The sequence below is a fragment of the Pseudomonas haemolytica genome (assembly GCF_009659625.1).
GTDB classification, from domain to species: Bacteria; Pseudomonadota; Gammaproteobacteria; order Pseudomonadales; family Pseudomonadaceae; genus Aquipseudomonas; species Aquipseudomonas haemolytica.
Genome location: NZ_VOIW01000004.1, coordinates 214,569 through 231,496 on the forward strand (window position 1 = coordinate 214,569; position 16,928 = coordinate 231,496).

Consider the following 16,928-nt stretch of genomic DNA (forward strand, 5'->3'; position numbering starts at 1 on the left):
GCGCGTGCCGAGGACTCTGGCTGCCCCATGAAAAAAACGCACGCTCGCTTTTCCCTCTTGCTGCCTGGATTGCTGGCCTTGAGCAGCACCGTTCAGGGCGATGATTCGCCACTGATCCTCGACCCCAGCGTGATCACCGGCTCGCGCAGCGCCAGCCCGACGTTCGACCTGCCCTATTCGGTGGACGGCATCAGCCGCGAACAGATCAGCGACGGCCAACTGGGCATCAACGCCTCCGAAGCCCTGTCCCGCGTGCCTGGCCTGGTGGTGCAGAACCGCCAGAACTACGCACAGGACTTGCAGATTTCTTCCCGAGGCTTCGGCGCCCGTTCGGCGTTTGGTGTGCGTGGCATCAAGCTGATCGCCGACGGCATCCCTGCCAGCACCCCGGACGGCCAGGGCCAGGCAGCCACCTTCAACCTCGACACCGCCGAACGCATCGAAGTGCTGCGCGGCCCGGCGGCGACTTTGTATGGCAGCAACGCCGGCGGGGTGATCCAGATGTTCTCCCGCGACGGCGAAGGCCCTCTGCGCATCGGCGCCGAAACCCTGGTGGGCAGCGACGGCCTGAACAAGAACCACCTTACTGCCGAGGGCGCGGCCAATGGCGCCGGTTTTGTACTCGACGCCTCGCGCATGGACACCAACGGCTATCGCGACCACAGCAGCGCCCGTCGTGACCAGACCTTCGCCAAGCTCAACTTCCAGCCCGATGACGACAGCAAACTGGCGTTGATCTATAGCAGCCTGGAGCAGAACGGCACGCAGGACCCGCTGGGGCAGACCTGGGCGGCATACAAGGCCGACCCGCGCTCGGTGAGTGCTAATGCGCTGACCTATAACACGCGTAAAAGCATCGATCATCAGCAGTTGGGGATGAATTACGAGCGGTATATCGGCAATGCGACGTTGCAGGTAAATGCCTATACCGGACGGCGCAGTGTGATTCAGTACCTGCCGATCCCCAAAGGCACGCCGGCTAACGAACGTGGCGGCGGCGTGGTGCAATTCGACCGCAAATTCTACGGCGGCAGCGTGCGCTGGATGCAGCCCATCGACAGCGCTCCCGGCGACTTGATGATTATCACCGGCCTGGACTTCGACCAGAGCGAAGACAGCCGCCATGGCTACCAGAACTACAGCGGCACCACCCTCGGAGTGAAAGGCCAGCTCCGTCGTGATGAAATCGACACGGCTCGCAGCCTTGACCCGTATATCCAGGCCAACTGGGCCCTCGACCGCTGGACCCTGCAAGCCGGTATCCGCCACAGCACCCTGCAAATGGACGTCGACGATCAATTCCTGAGCAATGGCGACGCCAGCGGCAACAAGACTTACCAGAAAAATACGCCGTCGATGAGCGTGATGTATGCATTCACACCAGAGCTGCACGGTTACGTCAGCGCTGGCAAAGGCTTCGAGACGCCGACCCAGGCCGAACTGGCTTACGCACCGGGCAACGTCGAAGGTTTCAACTTCGGTTTGAAGCCGTCTGAAAGCACCCAATATGAAATAGGTTTGAAGGCGCAACTGAACGACACGCGGGTTAACGCAGCGGTTTTTCAGATCACCACTGAAGACGAGTTGGTCGTACAGCAATCCATCGGTGGCCGCACCAGCTACCAAAATGCCGGCCGCACCCTGCGCCGTGGCTTCGAGTTGGGCGTGGAAAGTCAGCTCAGCGAGCACTGGAGCACCAACCTCGCCTACACCCGCCTGCAGGCAACCTACGACAGCGACTACACCAGCGGCGCCAATACCATCGACAAAGGCAACTACCTCCCCGGCGTACCGCAAACCACCCTGTTCGCTGAACTGAACTGGAAGCCGCGAGACTGGGTCAGCACTGCCATCGAGGGCCTGTACCGCAGCAAGGTCTATGTCGAAGACACCAACACGCAACATGCCGCACCGGGCTACAGCGTCTTCAACTGGCGCGCGCGGTTTGAGCAGAAGGTGGAGCACTGGACCTTTCACCAGACGTTGCGCCTGGATAACTTGCTGGATCGCCAGTACGTGGGATCGGTGATCGTGGGTGACGGCAACGGGCGCTACTACGAAGCAGCGCCGGGGCGCTCCTGGTATGCAGGCGCTGGGGCTGAATATCAATTCTGATGTGGGAGGGGCGGTGCGCCTACCTCTTTGGGCAACCGCTGATCGATCACCCGATACAGCGCACTGTCTTGCGGCCAATTACGCATGAACCGCGCACGATCCTTGGCATACGCCGGGGCAAAGCTGGCGATTGAACGGTGCTGGCACATGGCATCCAGGTCGATCATCGCCCAGCGGCCGTCGCTCCAGAACAGGTTGTGGCCCTTGAAATCTCCATGGCTGATGCGCTCGCCAATCAACTGCGCAAACAGGTGGTCCAGCGCCAGCAGCTCGCTTTCAGGCACATCGCCACGCTCAACATAGGGCGCGAAGCGCTCGATGATGTCCGGCCCCGGCAGGTATTCAGTGATCAGGTAGGCGCGGCTGCGCAACCAGAAACAGCGCTTTTCCAGCGCGGCCAGCGGCTTGGGCGTGGCGATGCCGAGGAACGCCAGGCGGTTGCCTTCGCGCCAGGAATGCCAGGCTCGGCTCGGGCGCCAGAAGCGCTTGAGCCAGTGGGCAAAGCCCTTGATGTTGTAGCGCTTGATCACCAGCGGCCGACCGGCCACCTCGACCCTGGCCACACTGGCCGCACCGCCGGTCTTGTACAGGTGGCCCTGGTCGAGCAACGCATCCGCCTGCTCCAGCACCGGCAACATGGCCGCTTCTTCTTCGCGACGGATTGCACGCAAGCCAAAGGCGCCACGCACCACGCTGAACAGCGTGCATTCGCGGCCGGTCTTGTCCAGGAAGTCCTTCAAGCGCCAGGCGCTGACTTTGCATACCTGCTTTTCCAGGGCTTCCAGAGGCAAGGCGTGCTCGCCGTTACCGAGCAGGTAGTACACCAGCAATTCTTCAGTAAATGGCTCGAGTTTTTTCGGTAACTGGGCAAAAAACACCCCGAGGTTTTCCAGTACTCGATTGCGCGACAGCGGCTTGCCCGGCTGCTCGACACGAATGCCCGCGCCATCGATCAAATACAGCTTGCCGTCCTGGCGCAGCAGGTTGTCCAGGTGCAGGTCTTCTTGCCACAGGCCTTGGGCATGCATTTGGGCAATCGCGCCCAGCGCTTCGGCGAGTACAGCGGTTTGCTCATCCGCCAACGGTGGCAGGCTTTCGACGGCGAGCCAGGCGTCGCCCAGGCTCTGGGCGCCCTCGATAAACTCAAACAGCAGCCAGCCGCCCTCGCCTTCCTGCAAGCCATCGGCTAGCAATAAAGGCGTAGTCAGGCCCTGCTCGGCCAACAAACGCACGCCCTTGAGCTCGCGCTGAAAATGCCGCGCCGCCTTGCTGCCGACCAACAATTTGGCCAACACCGGACGACCGCGCCAGACCGCCGCGCCCACGTAGCGCTGGCCCGGCAACACTCGCAACAGGCTCAGCAGTTGCAACTGCCCCGGGCCTGCAGCATCTGCCAAGTCGATAGTCAACGGCAGGCTGGGGGAACGGCCGGCATTTTTCAGCTCGGACAGACGCATCAGCGGTTCTCCTTGTGGCTGCGGCGGGCGGTCAAGCGCTGGAGCCAAGTGGACACCAAGGCACTGTCCTCAGCCTGCTCAAGATACGCCGCTAGCAGTTGGCGCACCTGCGCGTCTGACCATTGCGGCGCACGACGCAGCAACGGCTCCAGATCCTTGACCCGGTCACGCCAGCCAAACAACAGCGGACGGGTTTTTTCCAGGTCGATCAACTGCGCAGCGTAACCATCAACGGTGGCCTGCAGGAAGATATGCTTGGGGTAAAAGCAGCCATGTACCTGCCCCACGCTGTGCAGATGGCGCGCCAGTTTGCCGCAGGCCAACAGGATCGCGCGGTGCTGGGCATCGCTCGATTGCGACCACTGCTCCAGCAGCGAATCCAGGTCATTCCAACCATCCAGGGCACGGGTCAGCAACATCGCCCGGCGCTCGCCTTCAACCTTGCGCTCACCAAAAAACGCCGCCTGCAACGCGGGAATGCCCAGCTTTCGATACAGGCTGATGTTACGAAACTCGCGAGCAAAACTCGGTTCGCCAAACGGCCGGTGCAAGGTGCGCGTCAGGTAGTTGCTCTGGCGCTTGAGGTAGTAACCCTGACCTTCAAGTTCCAGGCGATACACACTGCTCCAGCCGCCCTGGCTGGTATTGGGCTCGTCCACCGCGTCCAGTTGCTTGGCCCACAGGGCATCGAACGTCGCGAGACCGTTGCGCTCAAGCAAAGCGCGGTCTTCGGCCGCCAGGAAATCACTCATTCGCGTCCCTCGAAAAACTTCACCACATGGCGAATTCGCTGTTTATCCGACGCCGTCAGGTGCGTGCGTTGGCGATATTGCAGGTAGAAGCGCAGGCGCTGGGTAGCCGACAAGTGATACTTGGCGACTTTGTCCAGGCAAGCCAGATCCTTGGTGATACGGTACTTGAGCCAGAAACCGCGCCAGAAATCACCGTTAGGGCAATCGATCAGGTACAGGGTTCGCTGGTCATCCACCAGAAGGTTGCGCCACTTCAAGTCGTTATGGGTGAAGCGGTGGTCGTGCATGGTCCGCGTGTATTCGGCGAGCTGACGGCTGATGCCATCGACCCACAGGGGGTCTTTCAGGCGCTCATCATTACGCTCGGCCAGCACCGACAAATCTTCGGTCTTGGGCAATTCGCGAGTGATCATGGCGCCACGGTTATAGGCCAGGCCCTTGCGATCAAGGCCCCAGGCGATCACATCAGCCGTAGGAATGCCCCATTTGGCGAAGCGCTTGAGGTTCTGCCATTCGGATTTCACCCGTGGCCTGCCCAGGTAACGGCGCAGGCCTTTGCCGGCACCTACGTAGCGCTTGACGTAATAATTGACCCCGCCGCGCTCTACTCGGATCACTTCTGATAGCGGGTCGCGCGTCAGCCGTTCGCCTTGCAAGGCGAAGACCGCGTCCAGGCTTCCAAAGTCATCCGCCAGGGCGGCGTAGGCAGGTTCCAGGTTCCAACCCGCCATCAGAGCGCATCCCCGTATCGTTGCTTGCGCGCATAGAGCTTCGCGGCCATGCGCTCCAACTCAGACAGTAGCGCGGTTTGCTCCGCCAGGATCTGGCGCAGCGGCTGCTGGAAGTAAGCCTTGAGAAAACGCAGTTTGTCGCGCTGGGTCAGGCCGATCTCCAGTGCAGAGTAATACAGGCCGGCCAGGTCTTTGTTGCGCCAACGCATGGGGATGGTCGAACGCACTTGGGCCCGGTGCAGGTCGATCACCGACAGCTTGAGGTTGTCGACGGTGATGGGCTGGTCGGTGTGCAACAGGAAATGGCAGAGGTAGCAATCGCGATGATTGACGCCGCCGCGGTGCATCGCGCCGACGGTGCGGGCCAACTCGACAGTCAAGGCATGCTTGATGGCGGGCACTGGCGGTTGCTTGACCCAGTCGAGGGTCAAGTCTTCCAGGCTGACAATCGGGGTCAGCTCCTGGGTGACGATAAACGAATGCTGGTCGGCCGGGTTGCTGCCTTTTTCGCCAAACGCCACGGCGGTCATGGTCGGCACGCCGAGCTCCTGCAAACGCTGGATCGCCTGCCACTCCAGGCCCGCGCCCAACACCGGCAACTTGGCCGTGACCAGGTTCTTGAGGATTTCGCCCCACCCGATGCCACGGTGGATCTTCACAAAATAAGGCTGGCCTTCGACCATCGTACGCAACGTACGACGGGCGGCCAGCTCTCGGAACACCTGGCCTTGCAGCTTCTCGACCTCGGCGAACGCATCGCGCCCGGCCCAGAGGGTCTTGAAGGGTTCGGCAAGAATCAACTTCATCGGTTTGGCTCCGCCAGAATCAGGTCCGCAGCGTACTGCGGCATGCTATAGAGGTCGGCCGTCTCGGCGAAGGCCAGACCATTGCGACTCCAGGTCGCACGCGCGTGTGGGTCGTCGAGCATATCGACCAGGTACTGGTTGAGCTGGGTTTGCTCGAACGGCTCGTCCAACACCCGGCCGCTCTGGGCCTTGTCGATGTAGAACGCGTAGCCGCACACCTGGCTCACCAGTACCGGGAGGCCGGCGACCACCGCTTCGACCAGCACCATGCCGGCCGCCTCGTTGTACGCAGGGTGAATCAGCAGGTCTGCGCCCAGCAGGAAGCGCGGGATATCGCTGCGGCCCTTGAAGAACTGCACCTGGTCACCCAGGCCCAAGGCGGCACTCTGCAATTGGAATACTTTGGGGTCGTCCTGGCCGATTACAAACAGCCGGGTGCGTTTCTTCAGCTTCGAGGGCAATGCGGCCACGGCCTTGAGGCTGCGGTCGACGCCCTTGGTCTTGAAGCCCGAACCGATCTGAACCAGCAGCAGGTCGTCGTCGGCCAGGCCGAACTCACCGCGAAACTCGGCGCGAATGTCAGCCGCGTTGGGCGGCGCGCGTCGGTCACGGGCAATGCCGGGCGGCAGCAAGTGGAAGCGCTCGGCCTGGGTCCCGTAATACTGGGTGAACAGCTGTTGCTGATGCTCGGACAACACCATGATCTGGGTCTTGGCGTCTTTATCGAACACCGCGCGCTCATATTCGGCGAAGTGCCTGTAGCGCCCGAACCAGCGGTACATGGGGTTGCGCAGGTTTTGGGCCTTGTCCTCGAACACACCGTCGGCGGCGAAGTACACATCCAGCCCCGGCATCTTGTTGAACCCCACCACACGGTCCACCGGGCGCTTGGCCAGGTCGGCCTGGATCCAGGCATAGAGTTTTTCGTTGCGGCGATGGTTGACCAACGCCTTGACCGGCGCCACCAGCACCTCAAAACCTGGCGGGATATCACCCTCCCAGATCAGGGTGTACACACGAATCTGGTGGCCGCGCTGCTGGCACTCCAGGGCGATGCGCATGAAGTCGCGCTGCAAGCCACCGAAGGGGAAATACTTGTACAGAACAAAAGCCAGTTGCATCAGTGCTGCTCCTCGGCCAGTAACAACGTGCTCAGCCGGCTTGCTACACGCTCGGGGTTCAGGCGTGTGAAGCACAGGGGCGACTCACGCAGGATGTCGAACCGACGCAAGTCGTCGGCCGTCGGTTGATAGGTACAGTTTTTCTGCAGGCACGGCGCGCAGGACCAATCGCTGGCCAGGTGAATCTGGCCCTTGCCATAGGCACCCGTCAGGCCGGGGTTGGTGGGGCCGAACAGGGAGATGGTCGGCACATCCAGCGCGGCCGCCAAGTGGCCGAGGCCAGTGTCCACTGCCACGCAGGCACGGGCGCCGGCCAATACACGGGCCACACCGGCCAGGTTGAGCTTGGGCAACACTTCGGCGTTGGGCAGGTCCTGGGCCAGGCGTTCGGCCCGGGCCTTTTCGGCGGCATTGCCCCACGGCAGCTTCACATCTACGCCCAGGCGGCCCATACGTTCGGCCAGCTCGCGCCAGTAAGCTTCGGGCCAGTGCTTGGTGTCCCAGGTGGTGCCGTGCAACAGCAACACAAAAGGTTTTTTCGGCGGCAGGCCGAGCAGCTTCTCGACACTCAGGCCATAGTCGCCCAAGCCTTTGGGCAGGTCGTAGCCCAAGGCCACGGCGAACAGTTGGCGCAAGCGCTCCACCGCATGTTGCCCACGGGCCACGGCCAGGCGCCGCGAATAAAAGCGCGCAGCGATCGGCTCGCGGGCCGAGTGTTTGTCGAACCCGGCCACTGGCGCCCGCACGTAACGGGTCAGCCAGGCGCTTTTCAGCAGGCCCTGGGCGTCGATCACCAAATCATATTTGGTCGACTGCACACGCTGCTTGAAGCGTCGCCACTCGCCACTCTTGAAGGTTTGCCAGAGGTTCTTGCGCCAGCGGCGGATTGCCACCGGGATCACTTGGTCCACGGCCGGGTGCCAGGTCGGGATTTCGGCGAAGCCTTCTTCTACCACCCAATCAAAGCGGATGCCGGGGATTGCCCGCGCTGCATCGGTCAACGCCGGCAAGGCGTGGATCACATCGCCCAGGGATGAGGTCTTGACTACCAGTACCCGCAACTCAGTGAACCTCGACCACGTCGCCCTGCAACCGCTGCAAAGCATCGGTTACCGGCTGCGGCAATAATTGACGCAGGCAGTTGTAGTGGCCGAAACGGCAGGTACGGTCAAAGCATGGGCTGCAATCCAGGCCCAGGCGCACCACTTCGACCTTGTCGGCCAAGGGCGGCGTGAAACCCGGGGAAGTTGAGCCGTATACCGCCACCAGCGGGCGGTTCAGCGCCGCCGCCACATGCATCAGGCCAGAGTCGTTGGACACCACCGAGTCGGCGCAGGACAGCAGGTCGATGGCCTCGGCCAGGGACGTGTCGCCACTGAGGTTCACCGCTTCTTCGCGCAGGCCGGGGATCAGGCGCTGGCGAATGTCTTCACCCACCGAATGATCGTTCTTGGAGCCGAACAACCATACCTGCCAGCCTTCGCGGATCTTGGTCTCGGCGACTTTGGCGTAGTGCTCCGAGGGCCAGCGCTTGGACTCGCCAAACTCCGCGCCTGGGCACAAGGCCAACACCGGGCGATCCAGGGTCAGGCCGAACTTGGCCAGCGCTGCATCGCGGGTGACCGGATCGATCTGCAAACTGGGGCGTGGATACGGCTTGGGCAACTCTGCGCCCGGCTCATACGCCAGGGCCATGAAGCGTTCGATCATCAACGGGTAACGGGCTTTATCCAGCGTGCGTACGTCATTGAGCAGCACGTAGCGAAACTCGCCGCGCCAGCCGGTGCGCTTGGGGATGCCGGCAAAATACGGCACCAGCGCCGACTTGAGCGAGTTGGGCAACAGGATCGCCTGGTCGTACTGGCCGGCCATGGATTTGCCAATGCGCCGACGAGTGGCCAGCTCCAGGGCGCCGTGGCCGAGCGGGAAGCTCAAGGCCTTGCGCACCTCGGGCATGCGCTCGAGGATCGGCCGGCTCCACTCAGGGGCGAGCACGTCGATCTGGCAGTCTGGATAGCGCTGCCGCAGGCACTGGAACAGTGTCTGTGCCATCACCATGTCACCGACCCAACTGGGCCCAACGATCAGAATATTCATGTAGTTTCCACAAACGATGCGGGGAGGCTTATGCCTCCCCGCCCTAATAGTGTTTCAGCTCAAACCCAGCGACTGCCAGATTCGCATCACCTGACGCCGCTCGTCTGCAAATTGATCCCCGGCTACCGTGCCGGCCTCGTTCTGCAAGGCCTGGCGGTGCGCGGCGGAACGGTAGGCCTTGTACACCTCGCGCAACAAATGGGCATCGGCGGCGGGCATCAGCCCGACCTGCTCCAGGCCCTCCAGGATGCGGATATTGTCGGTGTAGCGCAGCAACGATGGATGTTGCGCAGACCACGCCAAAGCCGCGTATTGCACCATAAATTCAATATCGACGATACCTCCGGCGTCCTGCTTGAGGTCGAACACCGCCGTGGCCTCGAAGGCATTGGCGCCCCTGCCGGCCGTCGTCGCCTTGGTGCCCAGGTTATCGCGCATCTTGGCGCGCATCTCGCTGACCTCCTGGCGCAACTTGGCCAGGTCCCGTTCACGCCTCAGGACGTTAGCGCGTACTTGCTCGAACGCATGGCCTACATCCTGACTGCCCACCAGCACCCGCGCGCGTATCAGGGCCTGATGTTCCCAGGTCCAGGCTTCATTTTGTTGATAGCGGTCGAATGCGCCCAGGGAACTCACCAGCAAGCCGGATGCGCCGGAAGGTCGCAGGCGCATGTCCACTTCATACAGCTGGCCGGAGTTGGTCTGGGTGGTCAGCAAGTGAATGATCCGCTGGCCCAGGCGCGTGAAGAACTGCGCGCCGTCAATCGGCTTGGCGCCATCGGTCTCGGCCTGCGGGTCGCCGTCATGGATAAATACCAGGTCCAGGTCCGAACCATGCCCCAGTTCGATACCGCCGACTTTCCCGTAACCGACAATGATGAACCCAGGATCGCACAGGGTGCCGTCCAGTCGTTGCGGTGAACCGTGGCGCGCCACGGTCTGGCGCCAGGCCAGGGCCAGCACTTGTTCGAGAATCGCTTCGGCGAGCCAGGTGAGGTAGTCGCTGACCTTCATCAACGGCAGGCTGCCGGCGATTTCCGAGGCGGCCACTCGCAGGCGGTGCGCCAGCTTGAAATGCCGCAGGGCTTCCATTTGTTGCTCAAGGTCATCTTCGGGAATGCGCGTAAGGCGTTCGCGCAGCTCGGCGGCCAGTTCCGGCGCCAGCGGCGGCTTGAACAGGCGGCCTTCGTTGAGCAATTCATCCAGCAACAACGGGAAACGGGTGATCTGCTCGGCGATCCATGGGCTGGCGGCGCACAGGGTCAGCAGGCGGCGCAGGGCGTCCGGGTTCTCGGTGAGCAACACCAGGTAGGCCGAACGCCGGGCGACGGCTTCCACCAAGGGCAACACGCGCTCCAGCACCAGGTCTGGATTCGCGTGCTCGACGGCCTGGGCCAGCAAGCGCGGGATAAACGCGTCCAAGCGTTCCCGGCCCAGGCGCTGCATGGCGCGCAGTTGCGGGCTGCCGCGCAGGCCGGCCAGGGCTTTGAGGGCCTTGGGCGCATCGGTGAAACCGCCTTCGGTCAGTTGTCGGCAAGCGGCGTCTTCATCCTGGGACTCTTCCCACAACGGCAGCCACTCGCCACCGACGACCAGTTCGCTTTCTTCGCCTTCTTCTTCATCCGGGTCGGCAATCACCTGGCGGAAGTGCCAGTCCACGCGACCACGCCAGTACATCAAACGTTCGTGGAACGCGGCCCAGTCACTAAAGCCCAGCATGAAGGCGATACGCGCCTGGTCTTCGGGGCTGTCTGGCAGCATTTGCGTCTGGCGGTCGGCAATCGCCTGGATGGCATGTTCGGTGTAGCGCAGGAATTCGTAGCCATTGCGCAGCTCGGTAATCACCGCCGCCGGCAGGTAGCCCTGGCCCTCCAGGGTGCCGAGCACGTTCAACAGCGGACGCTGTTGCAGGCTGAGGTCGCGGCCACCGTGGATCAATTGAAACGCCTGGGCGATAAATTCCACCTCACGAATGCCGCCCGAGCCCAGCTTGATATTGTCGGCCATGCCCTTGCGTCGTACTTCCTGCTGGATCAACTGCTTCATGGTGCGCAGCGCTTCGATCGCCGAGAAGTCGAGGTAGCGGCGATACACAAACGGTCGCAGCAGATCCAGCAATTGCGCGCCGGCTACTTGATCGCCGGCCACCACGCGCGCCTTGATCATGGCGTAGCGTTCCCAATCCCGGCCCTGGTCTTGGTAATACTGCTCCAGCGCGTTGAAGCTGAGCACCAGAGCGCCGGCCGAGCCGTAGGGACGCAAGCGCATATCCACGCGAAAGACAAAGCCGTCGACGGTCATCGGGTCGAGAGCCTTGATCAATTTTTGACCAAGGCGGATAAAAAACTCCTGGTTATCCAGTGAGCGCTTCACGCCTATCGTTTCGCCGCCTTCGGGGTAGGCGAAGATCAGGTCGATATCCGACGACAGGTTCAATTCCACGGCACCGAGCTTGCCCATGCCCAGGATAACCATGTGCTGGGCTTCACCGCTGCGTCGCCCGGTGGGTGTGCCGAACTGGGCGCAGTGGCGCTGGTACAACCATTGATAGGCCTGATCGATGCAGGCGTCGGCCATATCAGAAAGGTCGCGACAGGTTTGCACCAGATCGGCCTGGCGAGTCAGGTCGCGCCAGATGATGCGCACCTGCTGGCGCGTACGCTGGCGACGCAGTACGCGGCCCAACTCATCTTCTGTTTCGGCCTGTTGCACGGCACCGGCAATCTGGCTGCACAGCTCGCCGGGCGCAAAGCCTCGGTCCAGCTCGCCCCAGGCCACCAGCTCGAGCAACATCAAAGGGTCACGAACACTCTGTTCAATGACGAAATCACTGGCGGCGCACACGCGGGCGAAGTCGGCCCACCGTTGCGGCGTCCACGCAGAAAGGCCATGATCGTCGCCCAGCGCGGCCACTGCGTCACGAAATGACTGCTCGGCCCGGCTGGCGTAAGGCAAGAGAATGGCCGGCAGTTCGGCCAGCGTTGGAAGGCTCATGGTCTATCCTTGTGCGGCGCGTAATTGGCCTGTGGCTGTGAACGCAAGAACCGCGCCCGGTGATGGACTGTCGAACAAAGGTTATAAATAGCTGAAATTAAATTAATCTTGGCAGACAGCATCAAACTTTCACCTTTTCTTGTTCGCAAAAGATCAACAATAACGATTATGCTCACCAGCCAGACCGAGCCATACGCTCAGTCTTGTGTAGTTTTACTACTCGTATATACATTCGAAAGGCTGAAATGGCCGACGATTTGTAGTAAAACTACAGGACGCCGAAGCAACCTTCGGCCATCCAAGAATTTATGTCGTCTGCCCACAAGGCCAGTCGCAAACTTCAGGCAACCGATTCTGGTAGCCTTTCCGCCCTGGAGCAAGCCATGCAAGACCTCGATCCCGTCGAAACCCAGGAATGGCTGGACGCCCTGGAATCGGTTCTCGACAAAGAAGGCGAAGACCGTGCTCACTACCTGATGACCCGTATGGGCGAACTCGCGACCCGCAGCGGCTCGCAACTGCCCTACGCCATCACCACGCCGTACCGCAACACCATCCCCGTTACCCACGAAGCACGCATGCCTGGCGACCTGTTCATGGAACGCCGCATTCGCTCGCTGGTACGTTGGAACGCCATGGCGATGGTAATGCGCACGAACTTGAAAGATTCTGACCTGGGCGGTCACATCTCCAGCTTCGCTTCCAGCGCAACCCTGTATGACATCGGCTTCAACTACTTCTTCCAGGCCCCGACCGACGAACACGGCGGCGACCTGATCTACTTCCAGGGCCACACCTCGCCAGGCGTCTACGCCCGTGCGTTCATGGAAGGTCGCATCAGCGAAGAGCAAATGAACAACTTCCGCCAGGAAGTCGACGGTCAGGGCCTGTCGTCCTACCCGCACCCTTGGCTGATGCCTGATTTCTGGCAGTTCCCGACCGTTTCCATGGGCCTTGGCCCGATCCAGGCGATCTACCAGGCGCGCTTCATGAAGTACCTGGAAGCCCGTGGCTTCATCCCGGAAGGCAAGCAGAAAGTCTGGTGCTTCCTGGGCGACGGCGAGTGCGACGAGCCGGAATCCCTGGGTGCCATCTCCCTGGCCGGCCGCGAGAAGCTGGACAACCTGATCTTCGTCATCAACTGCAACCTGCAGCGCCTCGACGGCCCGGTTCGCGGCAACGGCAAGATCATCCAGGAACTCGAAGGCGTGTTCCGTGGCGCCCAGTGGAACGTGACCAAGGTCATCTGGGGCCGTTTCTGGGACCCACTGCTGGCCAAGGACGTCGACGGCATCCTGCAACGTCGCATGGACGAAGTCATCGACGGCGAGTACCAGAACTACAAGGCCAAGGACGGTGCGTTCGTTCGCGAGCACTTCTTCAACACGCCTGAACTCAAGGCGATGGTTGCCGACCTGTCCGACGACGAGATCTGGAAACTCAACCGTGGCGGCCACGACCCGTACAAGGTCTACGCGGCGTACCACGAAGCGGTCAACCACAAAGAACAACCTACCGTCATCCTGGCCAAGACCATCAAGGGTTATGGCACCGGTGCCGGCGAAGCGAAGAACACCGCGCACAACACCAAGAAAGTCGATGTCGACAGCCTGAAGTTGTTCCGCGACCGCTTCGATATCCCGGTCAAGGACGAAGAGCTGGAGAACCTGCCGTTCTTCAAGCCAGAACCAAACAGCGCCGAAGCCCGCTACCTGAGCGAGCGTCGCACTGCACTGGGCGGTTTCGTGCCACAGCGCCGTGCCAACAGCTTCAGCGTACCGACGCCGGACCTGAGCACCCTCAAGGCAATCCTTGACGGCTCGGGCGACCGTGAGATCTCCACCACCATGGCCTTCGTGCGGATCCTCGCGCAACTGGTCAAGGACAAGGACATCGGCCCGCGCATCGTCCCGATCATCCCGGACGAAGCCCGTACCTTCGGTATGGAAGGCATGTTCCGTCAGTTGGGCATCTACTCTTCAGTCGGCCAGCTCTACGAGCCAGTCGATAAAGACCAGGTGATGTTCTACAAGGAAGACAAGAAGGGCCAGATCCTCGAAGAAGGCATCAACGAAGCGGGCGCCATGAGCTCCTTCATCGCTGCCGGTACTTCGTACTCCAGCCACAACCAGCCGATGCTGCCGTTCTACATCTTCTACTCGATGTTCGGCTTCCAGCGTATCGGCGACCTGGCTTGGGCAGCAGGCGACAGCCGTACCCGTGGCTTCCTGATCGGCGGTACCGCCGGCCGTACCACGTTGAACGGCGAAGGCCTGCAACACGAAGACGGTCACAGCCACATCCTGGCTGCCACCATCCCGAACTGCCGCACCTTTGATCCAACCTACGGCTATGAGCTGGCGGTGATCATCCAGGACGGCATGAAGAAGATGACCGAAGAGCAGCAGGACGTTTTCTACTACATCACCGTGATGAACGAGTCCTACCAGCAGCCTGCCATGCCGGCCGGCGTGGAAGAAGGCATCATCAAGGGCATGTACCTGCTCGAAGAAGACACCAAGGAAGCGGCACACCACGTACAACTGATGGGCTCCGGCACCATCCTGCGTGAAGTGCGTGAAGCGGCGAAGATCCTGCGTGACGAGTTCAACGTCGGCGCCGACGTGTGGAGCGTTACCAGCTTCAACGAACTACGTCGCGACGGCCTGGCCGTAGAGCGCAGCAACCGCCTGCACCCAGGCCAGAAGCCTGCGCTGAGCTACGTCGAAGAGTGCCTGGCAGGCCGTAAGGGTCCAGTCATCGCCTCTACCGACTACATGAAACTGTTTGCTGAACAAATTCGCCAGTGGGTCCCGTCCAAAGAATTCAAAGTCCTGGGCACCGATGGTTTCGGCCGCAGTGACAGCCGCAAGAAGCTGCGTCACTTCTTCGAAGTCGACCGTCACTTCGTGGTGTTGGCAGCCCTGGAAGCCTTGGCTGACCGTGGTGAGATCGAACCTAAGGTAGTGGCTGACGCTATCGTCAAGTTCGGGATCAACCCGGAAAAACGCAACCCACTGGACTGCTGAGGAGATTTTTTGTGAGCGAACTCATTCGCGTACCTGACATCGGCAGCGGTGAAGGTGAAGTAATCGAGCTGTTTGTGAAGGTCGGCGACACCGTCGAAGCCGACCAGAGCATCCTGACCCTTGAGTCGGACAAGGCGAGCATGGAAATCCCTGCTCCCAAGGCCGGTGTGGTCAAGAGCCTGAAAGTGAAGCTGGGCGACCGCCTGAAAGAAGGCGACGAACTGCTGGAGCTGGAAATCGAAGGCGCCGCTGATGCGGCCCCTGCGGCGGAGGCTCCTGCTGCCGCGGCTGCACCCGCGCCTGCTGAAAAGCCAGCCGAAGCGCCTGCCGCTCCGGCTGCTGCACCGGCCGCCGCGACTGTCCAGGACATTCATGTCCCGGACATCGGTTCGTCGGGCAAGGCCAAGATCATCGAGCTGCTGGTCAAGGTCGGCGACACCGTCGAAGCCGACCAGTCGCTGATCACCCTGGAGTCCGACAAGGCTTCCATGGAGATCCCATCGCCGGCTGCCGGCGTGGTGGAAAGCATCGCGGTCAAGCTGGAAGACGAAGTCGGCACCGGTGACTTCATCCTCAAGCTGAAAGTACAAGGCGCTGCGCCTGCCGCCGCTCCAGCAGCGGCTGCTGCTCCGGCTGCCAAGGCTGAAGCTGCTCCGGCCGCTGCCGCGCCTGCACCCGCTGCAAAAGCCGAGGCCACTGCGGCCCCTGCTGCTGCCGCACCTGCGCCAAGCGGTGCCAAGGTTCACGCAGGCCCAGCCGTGCGTCAGTTGGCCCGCGAGTTCGGCGTTGAGCTGAGCGCAGTGGCTGCCAGCGGTCCTCACGGCCGTGTGCTGAAAGAAGACGTACAGGTTTACGTCAAAGCCATGATGAACAAAGCCAAGGAAGCGCCGGCTGCCGGTGGCGCTACCGGTGGCTCGGGCATTCCGCCGATCCGTACCGTGGATTTCAGCCGCTTCGGCGAAACCGAAGAAGTGCCGATGACCCGCCTGATGCAAATCGGCGCGGCAGGTCTGCACGCCAGTTGGCTGAACATCCCGCACGTGACTCAGTTCGACCAGGCCGATATCACCGACCTGGAAGCTTTCCGCGTTGCGCAGAAAGCCGTGGCCGAAAAGGCCGGCGTGAAACTGACCGTGCTGCCACTGCTGCTCAAGGCCTGTGCACACCTGCTCAAGGAACTGCCGGACTTCAACAGCTCGCTGGCGCCAAGCGGCAAGGCGATCATTCGCAAGAAGTACGTGCACATCGGCTTTGCGGTCGATACCCCGGATGGCCTGCTGGTACCGGTCATCAAGAACGTCGACCAGAAGAGCCTGTTGCAGCTCGCTGCTGAAGCGGCTGCGCTGGCTGCCAAGGCCCGCGACAAGAAGCTCACCCCGGACGACATGCAGGGCGCTTGCTTCACCATCTCCAGCCTCGGTCACATTGGCGGCACTGGCTTCACGCCAATCGTCAACGCGCCGGAAGTGGCGATCCTGGGCGTTTCCAAGGCCACCATCCAGCCTGTGTGGGACGGTAAAGCGTTCCAGCCCAAGCTGATGCTGCCACTGTCGCTGTCCTACGATCACCGTGTGATCAACGGCGCCGCAGCGGCACGCTTCACCCAGCGCCTGAGCCAGTTGCTGAACGACATCCGCACCATCCTGCTGTAAGCCGCAGGGCCTTCCTTTCACCGGGAAGGCCCCTGCCGCAGCGATTTCCGAGCGCCACGCTCGTACCTCAACCCCGCCACTTGGCGGGGCTTTTTTTGCCAGCAATTTGCAGGAGCGAGCCTCCTCGCCACACACAGGGGCGTCGAGCATGCCTCAATAACCACCGATCACCCC

Annotated in this window: 11 protein-coding genes; 3 read left to right on the plus strand and 8 right to left on the minus strand. The window is 61.8% G+C overall.

The genetic code is table 11. The features are described 5' to 3' along the window. Positions 1–27: 27 nt before the first annotated feature. The gene (locus FRT59_RS14825; protein ID WP_153871550.1) at positions 28–2,115 is read left to right on the plus strand and encodes a TonB-dependent receptor family protein; all 2,088 of its coding nucleotides are present in this window, start codon (positions 28–30) and stop codon (positions 2,113–2,115) included. On the opposite strand, the gene FRT59_RS14830 is transcribed toward FRT59_RS14825, so the two are convergent. The 8 genes from FRT59_RS14830 to glnE are packed head-to-tail and all read right to left on the minus strand — an operon-like array spanning position 2,106 to position 12,073. Next, on the minus strand, positions 2,106–3,572 hold the full coding sequence (locus FRT59_RS14830) for a lipopolysaccharide kinase InaA family protein (RefSeq protein ID WP_153871551.1): 1,467 nt from the start codon (positions 3,570–3,572) through the stop codon (positions 2,106–2,108). The two genes, FRT59_RS14825 and FRT59_RS14830, sit on opposite strands and share 10 nt — an antisense overlap. Further along, positions 3,572–4,324: a lipopolysaccharide kinase InaA family protein gene (locus FRT59_RS14835; protein ID WP_153871552.1), complete on the minus strand. Its 753-nt coding sequence runs from the start codon at positions 4,322–4,324 to the stop codon at positions 3,572–3,574. The genes FRT59_RS14830 and FRT59_RS14835 overlap by 1 nt, the downstream gene beginning before the upstream one ends. Next, a complete protein-coding gene (locus FRT59_RS14840) occupies positions 4,321–5,055 on the minus strand; it encodes a lipopolysaccharide kinase InaA family protein (protein WP_153871553.1) in 735 nt (244 codons plus the stop codon). The genes FRT59_RS14835 and FRT59_RS14840 overlap by 4 nt, the downstream gene beginning before the upstream one ends. Then, entirely contained in the window at positions 5,055–5,861 is an 807-nt protein-coding gene (gene rfaP, locus FRT59_RS14845; RefSeq protein ID WP_034117396.1) for a lipopolysaccharide core heptose(I) kinase RfaP, read from the minus strand. The genes FRT59_RS14840 and rfaP overlap by 1 nt, the downstream gene beginning before the upstream one ends. Then, entirely contained in the window at positions 5,858–6,982 is a 1,125-nt protein-coding gene (locus FRT59_RS14850; protein ID WP_153871554.1) for a glycosyltransferase family 4 protein, read from the minus strand. Before FRT59_RS14850 ends, rfaP begins: the two co-directional genes overlap by 4 nt. Then, positions 6,982–8,043, minus strand: coding sequence for a lipopolysaccharide heptosyltransferase I (gene waaC / locus FRT59_RS14855; RefSeq protein WP_153838715.1), 1,062 nt, complete (start codon positions 8,041–8,043; stop codon positions 6,982–6,984). Before waaC ends, FRT59_RS14850 begins: the two co-directional genes overlap by 1 nt. A 1-nt stretch (position 8,044) precedes the next feature. Beyond that, positions 8,045–9,079 carry a lipopolysaccharide heptosyltransferase II gene (gene waaF / locus FRT59_RS14860; RefSeq protein WP_153838714.1) on the minus strand — a complete coding sequence of 345 codons (1,035 nt, stop codon included), beginning with the start codon at positions 9,077–9,079 and terminating at the stop codon, positions 8,045–8,047. 54 nt (positions 9,080–9,133) lie between these two features. Further along, positions 9,134–12,073, minus strand: coding sequence for a bifunctional [glutamate--ammonia ligase]-adenylyl-L-tyrosine phosphorylase/[glutamate--ammonia-ligase] adenylyltransferase (glnE, locus tag FRT59_RS14865; protein WP_153871555.1), 2,940 nt, complete (start codon positions 12,071–12,073; stop codon positions 9,134–9,136). Positions 12,074–12,456: 383 nt separating this feature from the next. On the opposite strand from glnE, the gene aceE reads away from it, so the two are divergent. Both aceE and aceF read left to right on the plus strand, forming a co-directional pair. Then, entirely contained in the window at positions 12,457–15,102 is a 2,646-nt protein-coding gene (aceE, locus tag FRT59_RS14870) for a pyruvate dehydrogenase (acetyl-transferring), homodimeric type (protein ID WP_034117391.1), read from the plus strand. A gap of 11 nt (positions 15,103–15,113) precedes the next feature. After that, positions 15,114–16,754, plus strand: coding sequence for a dihydrolipoyllysine-residue acetyltransferase (aceF, locus tag FRT59_RS14875; RefSeq protein WP_198809694.1), 1,641 nt, complete (start codon positions 15,114–15,116; stop codon positions 16,752–16,754). The last annotated feature ends 174 nt before the right edge of the window (positions 16,755–16,928 follow it).